Source organism: Psychrobacter sp. T6-1 (assembly GCF_052258445.1).
Genome location: NZ_JBQQFC010000163.1, coordinates 1 through 5,414 on the forward strand (window position 1 = coordinate 1; position 5,414 = coordinate 5,414).

Here is a 5,414-nt window from a genome sequence, read left to right on the forward strand (position 1 = left end):
TCAAAGATATCGACCTTGATGAAGTCAACGAATGGCTTGAGAATGGTTGGGTATGGGTTAATTATAATGAGTAGTCTTTAGCTTGATCATAATCTAGGTTCACACCACACAAACACAAAAAAAACCCGATAGCGTATCACTCAACTATCGGGTTTTTATATTTAATATAGGCGACTAAGTCTAAATTAAGTACCCAGCTCAAGCAAGCTGGCATTACCACCAATAGCCGTGGTATTAATAGTAATGACGCGCTCTGTCATGAAGCGATGAAGATAATCGGGCGTAAGCATCTCAGATAACCCGTCCATATCGCTGACAGGGATAACTTGGGTTAAGATGCCGTCCGTATCTGCAAGCGTCTGACTGATCTCTTGTATCTCGCTAGTATTTCCAGCGACGGCGACTTGTGCTAGGCGGTCAATATACAGCAAGGTCACCGTTTGTGCGTCATTAGCGACGCTTAGTACATCATCGCTGATACCTATGTCATAGAGTATTTTTGCCGCCTCATCACACATCTCATATTGGCTGGGGCAATGCAATATTACCTCGTTGCCAGTGAGCAGTGCTGCGATAAGCTGACCGAGCACGGCCATCGTAGTAGCAGACTCCCCTCCAATGACCATTGTCTTGCCGCGCGCAGTCATATACAGATCATTAGACTCTCCTGTCGCGCCAGTCATACGCTCGACTTCGTCAAGCTTAGGGGCGGCGTTTAGTAAATGATGAAACAAGCGCTTGGCTTTGGTCGCATTGCCGGTTAATAGCGCAAGCTTAGGGATAGCCGCTTCTAGATAAGAGGCGCGGTTGACAGCGCCGAGTAATCGCCAAGACTCGCAAACCTGCGCATGATTTTTTTTGAATTCAGTTGTCATAGTGCAATTCCTTATGCAAGCTGGGTTTGAGTTTGAGGATTAAAGGCGGCTTGATCTGCGCTTTTTGAGGCAGTCGTTACGGTTTCGATAGCCAGCTTCATAAGACGCGCCACATAATGTGGACCGCCCGCTTTAGGACCAGTACCCGATAACCCGCAACCACCAAAGGGTTGGACGTTAACGACCGCACCGATTTGGTTACGATTAATATAAGTATTACCTACCACAGTGCGGCGCTCGATATGTTCAGCGATATTCTCAATGCGGCTATGAATACCCAAGGTAAGACCAAAGCCTGTAGCGTTAATCGCATCGATAAGTTTGTCCAAATCGCGCGCTTTGTAACGTAGCACGTGCAATATCGGACCAAAATGCTCACCGCCAATCACATCGATACTCTGAACCTCAATCGCCGTTGGCAATACAAAGGTAGCATCATCTTCATCGATGACAGAACTTGCACTCATTGGCGTCTGCGCCAGTATCGTCGCCGTCGGCTCTGCACGCATACGCTCAATATGCGCCTCAAGACCTTGTTTGGCGGTACTATCGATTACAGGGCCTACGTCAGTTGCCGCGTAGGTTGGATTGCCTACGATGAGCTCTGCCATATTACCTTGAAGCAGTTCAATTAAATTATCAGCGATATCGTCTTGAATACATAAAATGCGACAAGCCGAGCAGCGTTGACCTGCCGAGCCAAAGGCGGATAGTACCGCATCCTTGACCACTTGCTCAGGTAGCGCAGTTGAATCAACGATCATAGCGTTTTGACCGCCTGTCTCAGCGATCAAAATCGGTAGCTCACCGCTCGCTTGCGCATGAGTGTTTAAGCTTTGGTTGATACGCTGAGCAGTTTGCGTTGAGCCCGTGAACACGACGCCATCCAAACTATCAGCACCAGTTAGCGCCGCCCCTACTTCGCCGCCACCGATAACCAGTTGCAAGGCTTCATTTGGTACGCCTGCTTGGTACATAAGCTGAGCGCCAAAATGTGCGATTAAGCTGGTTTGTTCGGCGGGCTTGGCGACCACAGTATTACCTGCCGCTAGCGCTGCGACGATTTGTCCTGTGTAAATAGCAAGTGGGAAGTTCCATGGACTGATACAGACAATAGTGCCGCGCGCCTTGTAGACTTGTCTGGACGACTTGCCATTTAGATCGGTAAACTCATATGCAGCGCTATCTAAACGCTCAGCTTCATCGGCATAAAAGCGGCAAAAGTCAACCGCCTCTTTGATCTCATCAATACTGTCTTGCGTGGTCTTGCCCGCCTCCACTTGGCACAGCGCCATTAGCTCAGCGTAACTTGCCTCATAAAGATCAGCAATCTGGCGCAAGATATCAGCACGCCTGCTTGCTGGTACAGCTTGCCACTCTTTTTGTCCTGCAACAGCGGCGTCAATAGCTTGCCTTGCAATCTCAGCGTTAGCGAAATGCACTTTGCCTGCTACAACCTCATGATTCCAAGGGGCGCGGACACTATGAATTTCAAGCGCCTGCGTAACTCCATTGTCATCGTATTCACTGATCGCCTTACCATTAATAATAGAAGTCGCTGACCATGTTTTTTCTAGTTGTGCATTGATAGCTGTTTTTAGTGGCGTCCACTGCGACTCTACAAAGATGTTAGAGCCAAAACTAGCTTGGCGCGCGCCATAGATATCAAGCGGCAATGGAATATCAGGGTTATGCAAATGCTTATTGGCAAGCAGTTTGTCATATGGATGTACGGTAAGCTTATCAATCGGATAAGACTTATCTAAGAGCTGATGCACAAACGAGCTGTTGGCACCGTTTTCAAGCAGACGACGCACCAGATACGGCAGCAAATCGTGATGCGCACCAACAGGGGCATAGATACGTACAGGGATTTGATAAGTCTGCAAGATATGATCATAAAGCGCATCGCCCATGCCGTGTAGGCGCTGGAACTCAAAGTCGCGATGACTACTCATGGTCATCACAGATGCCAGCGTATGTGCGTTATGCGTGGCAAACTGTGGCCAGATAAGTCCGCGCAGATGCTCTGATAATAAGAAACGCGCACAAGCCAAATACGCCGTATCTGTACCTTCTTTACGAGTCCAGACAGGATAACCCGATAGCCCTTTTTGCTGGGCGAGCTTAATCTCAGTATCCCAATATGCGCCTTTGACCAAGCGCAGTGGAATACGATCCCCAACTTCCGTCGCCAGTCGCGCGATCCATGCAAATACCGCGATAGCGCGTTTTGAATACCCTTGTACCACCAGACCTAAACCATCCCAGCCTTTGGTTAAAGGATCACGGTACAGCGACTCAAACAGTTTGAGGGAGATCTCTAATCTATCAGCTTCTTCAGCATCAATACTGATATCAACGTTGACCTCGCGCGCCGCTTCTATGAGGAGCATACAGCGCAGGCGTAGTAGCCCCATCACTTGCGCCTCTTGCGTCGCCTCATAACGGGGATGCAGAGCCGATAACTTGATAGAGACAGACGGCTTTGGCATGCCCTCGGCTACTTTGACATTGGCGGTTGATTTGACCGCATGCAAATAATCATTGAAGTATTTTTCCGCGTCTTTGTGAGTAACTGCCGCTTCACCGAGCATATCGAACGAATAGGTATAGCCTTTATTGCGATAAGGTTGACTGTTTTTGTTGGCCTCTTCAATGGTTTCGCCCAGCACAAACTGATGCCCCATGATACGCATGGCTTTTTGCATAGCGCCGCGGATCATCGGCTCGCCCATCTTTTTGGTCATGCGATCCAAAAACCCTGAGGCCGTCGTACGACTATCGATACTGACCACGCGGCCTGTCATCATCATGCCCCACGTTGAGGCATTGACCATAAAGCCATTGTCATCTTTGAGATGCTTCTTCCAGTCGGCAACACTCATTTTGTCACGGATAAGTGCATCAGCGGTGTAATTATCTGGCACCCGAATCAAGGCTTCAGCTAAGCTCATGAGCAAGATACCCTCTTGGGTATCGAGGCTATACTCAAGCAGCAACGAGTCCACCATCTTGATCGCTTTGCCATCATTACGCACGTACTCAACCAGCTTGCGCGTCTGCTCGGTGGCATCCTCGCGCTCTTGATCAGTCGGCTTAGCAAGGGGTAATAATTGCGTCAAAAACTGATCTTCATCAACGCTATATAACGGCGAGATACGCGCATACAGTTCATCGCTCGAATGCTCTAGGTACTCAGGTGCCAGCAGATCGGTTGGCTTAAACAAGATGGGCTCTTGTGGGGTAAATTTATCTATCGGATGCATACCAACTCCATAACTATCGTTTAAAAACCATAATAAATGGGGCGTCAAAGCTTTTATAATACAATACGCGAGCCATGCATCCTCTCTTTTGCATCACTATCGTTTGTAAAAATATAAAAAGCAAAACCGCGCCATCACAAAACAGGCAGGTCTGAGCGAGTCAGACACGGTTAAGTAGGTCGCTTGCGTACTAAACGGACTACATTAACAATATAAAGGCAATAAAAAATTAAGCGGCATTAGTGCCTTCTTCTTGTTTGTAGTGAAAGGAGTGATTGGCATTTTAAATTCACTTAAAATACGAATCTTGCATGACTAATTCACTGTAAGAAAAACCTCTACGGCGTTGATTGAGGTGATGCGCTTAACCTCTTCATACTAGCATGAAAAAACGCTGTGACCAATGCTATTGAGTATTTATTTGCGTAGATATGTGATGTAAAAACAAGCAGATAGTAGCGCCTGTAAACGAGATACAGTAGTCCAACTATTTTAATGTAAAGACTAAGAAATAAGCGCTCTATTTATAATAAAAAAACCCTTTTTATCATTTCAGATAAAAAGGGTTTTGGTTTGAGAAGTTAAGGATTATAAAAATACGATTTTAGCTAATAAGACAATTGTTAATACCCAGACTGGAATGGTAATCTCTGAGAATCGACCCGTCATAAACTTAGCTGCCGTAAAGGTGATAAACCCGAGCGCAATACCGTCAGCGATAGAATAAGTTAGCGGCGTTAGCAGGAGCACGACAGCGACGGGAGCCGCTTCGGTTAAGTCTTCCCAGTTGATGTCCTTTAGAGTAAAGAGCATCAACACTGACACATAGAATATCGCACCAGCAGTAGCATAAACAGGAATCATACCTGCTAGTGGCGCAAAGAAGATACTAAGCAAGAATAGTACGCCAACGGTTACTGCCATCAAGCCTGTACGACCACCAGAGGCAACTCCCGACGCGCTTTCGATATAGCTAGTCGTCGATGACGTACCGAGCATAGAGCCTGCTACGGTAGCAGTCGAATCTGCAAGAAGCGCCTTACCCATGTTCGGGATATTACCGTTTTTATCAATAAGGCCCGCTTTACTTGTGATACCGACTAAGCTGCCAGCAGTATCAAATAAATCGACGAATAAAAAGGCAAAGATAACGCTGATCATCGTGATATCAAACGCGCCTGCAATATCTAATTGCATAAAGGTCGGTGCGATAGACGGCGGCGCTGAGATGATACCTGTGAACTGCGTTTGACCTGCCAATAAGCTGATT

At 47.1% G+C, this 5,414-nt stretch carries 3 protein-coding genes; all 3 read right to left on the reverse strand.

Going from position 1 to position 5,414, the window contains the following annotated elements; genetic code table 11:
- Window positions 1–185: 185 nt before the first annotated feature.
- Entirely contained in the window at window positions 186–875 is a 690-nt protein-coding gene (locus ACTXGO_RS09150) for a 1-pyrroline-5-carboxylate dehydrogenase (RefSeq protein WP_443574159.1), read from the reverse strand.
- 11 nt (window positions 876–886) lie between these two features.
- Window positions 887–4,144 carry a bifunctional proline dehydrogenase/L-glutamate gamma-semialdehyde dehydrogenase PutA gene (gene putA / locus ACTXGO_RS09155; RefSeq protein WP_443574161.1) on the reverse strand — a complete coding sequence of 1,086 codons (3,258 nt, stop codon included), beginning with the start codon at window positions 4,142–4,144 and terminating at the stop codon, window positions 887–889.
- Between the two features lie 588 nt (window positions 4,145–4,732).
- A partial coding sequence (locus tag ACTXGO_RS09160) for a solute carrier family 23 protein (protein ID WP_443574163.1) occupies window positions 4,733–5,414 on the reverse strand: 682 nt, incomplete at its 5' end.

What these genes read in the sequence shown, in the direction of transcription:
- ACTXGO_RS09150 (WP_443574159.1), bottom strand. Translation starts at nt 875, where the DNA reads ATGACAACTGAATTCAAAAAAAATCATGCGCAGGTTTGCGAGTCTTGG.
- putA (WP_443574161.1), bottom strand. Translation starts at nt 4,144, where the DNA reads ATGCATCCGATAGATAAATTTACCCCACAAGAGCCCATCTTGTTTAAG.